Below are 1,782 nucleotides of genomic sequence, written 5' to 3'. Positions count from 1 at the left end.
GAATAAATTATGAATAAAAATATTGCTCCAGTAAAGATTAATAATAGTTGTTTCAAACCATTATGTTTAGTCATGAATATCCCTTTCATCTGACAAAATCATTTTACAAGAAAATTTTAACAAATAAATGAATATTTAACGTGATATATATGACTAAAGTTTATTGTATTTTTATATATAAAAAACAAATAAATGATATTTAAGAAATATCATTTATCTTGTAAAAGTCATTTATTGACTAGTGAATCAACTAATGACCAGTTTATTTCTCCGGAATAATTACCAGCTTTGTTTTGAGAATTGGAAATCAAAAGAATTCCATCTTGTGAATTCCAATTTTCAGTTATATCTTTCGATTGAGTTTCATCATTATCCTTGGAGTTTTCAGCGATTGTTAAATTGTTATTCAAGTATGATATCTTGCCAGTATGATCTCTATAAATTAAGGCCCCATCGAAATTTTGATGGGTGATTGGATTGGTTAGTTTGCTAGCGCTGGCCTGAACTGTCCAGGAGCTACCTTTTTCACGGTTATCAATTACTTCGACTTGCCAATTATTCATTCTGGGGATGATTTCATTGGGAGAGGTAAGATTTACAGTTTTAAAACTCAGTTGTGGTGAAACCGTTCCAAATTGGACAGTGCCGCCTACATTGATTTGCTTAGTGATGACATTGGTTTTATTACCTAAATTGTCCATAACGTAAAATTTTACAATATTTATCTTAGAGGGTAATTGATCATTACTTAAGTGGAGTGTAAAACCACTGGCAGGGTTAGCATCACTTAGTCTAAAACTAGGTAAATTCTTATTATTTACTGATGGATAAACGATCATATTGGAATTGACTAAAGGAGTTCCATCGTGATATTCCAATTCGGCAGGGATATCGACATCTTCATGTTGACCAATTTTTTTAATATCCGGGAAATCACTTTTTAAAGTTAATTTACGTGCCTGAATGAAAAAGGGAATTGTATCAGTATCGGTAATTAAATTATCACCTTCAAATGAAGCATGAGCGATAGGAACATTTAATTTTTCAGTGGCAATCGTTTCTGTATGTCCTTTGAGCTCAATTATTGCCGTACGACTATCTTGACTGAGTTGTTCTGGGAGAATGTCTTCAATAGAAGTGGGATCATTAAGAAATTTATCGCTAGGTATTTGATAGGTATTACCGGTTGTAGGATAAGTGACTGTTCCGCTTGTGAAATGAACATTTTTAGGTACGTTCATTTTGGCATGAATATCATTCCAAGTTTTAGTCCACCCCTTATAATCCAGATTGTAGAAGTAACTAATATCATCATTAGGAAAAACTTGGCTATCATTGTTTATGATATCGCGGTTCTGAGTATTATCACGAATTCTAGAGGTTGCTTCTGCATCAACAAAGGAAGGAATAGATTCAAAAATCATTAGATTATTTTCATAATATTTACCAGTGGAACCGGTGAATCCCCAATAAAGTTTACTGTCGGATTGAAGACCAAAGTTAGCAGTATCCAGGTGAAAACTAGTTTCTTTTATATCAGTAGGATTGGGAATACTACCATCGGGATTTTTATCATCGTATTTATAAGTCATTGTTCCGCCACTGGGAAGTAATGTGTTATTTGTAGTGACATCGGGAGACCATTTGATAGTAACGTGATGCCACTTACTATCAACTAAATTTTCTATGCTAATAAAATTATCATGATGCATTGTGTAGTAATAAACGGGAGCGCCATTATAGTATTTAGAATTCTTTATATAAGTTTTTGATAGGGCCGGA

At 32.8% G+C, this 1,782-nt stretch carries 1 protein-coding gene; it reads right to left on the bottom strand.

Annotated elements, in window-relative coordinates:
• Positions 1-227: 227 nt before the first annotated feature.
• The coding region (locus tag ATN92_RS12605) for a lectin-like domain-containing protein (RefSeq protein ID WP_158106790.1) at positions 228-1,782 on the bottom strand (1,555 nt) is incomplete at its 5' end.

It is taken from the genome of Companilactobacillus bobalius (assembly GCF_009764355.1).
Note: the sequence above shows the minus strand (reverse complement) of the source record. Positions and strands in the feature narration are given on the sequence as shown.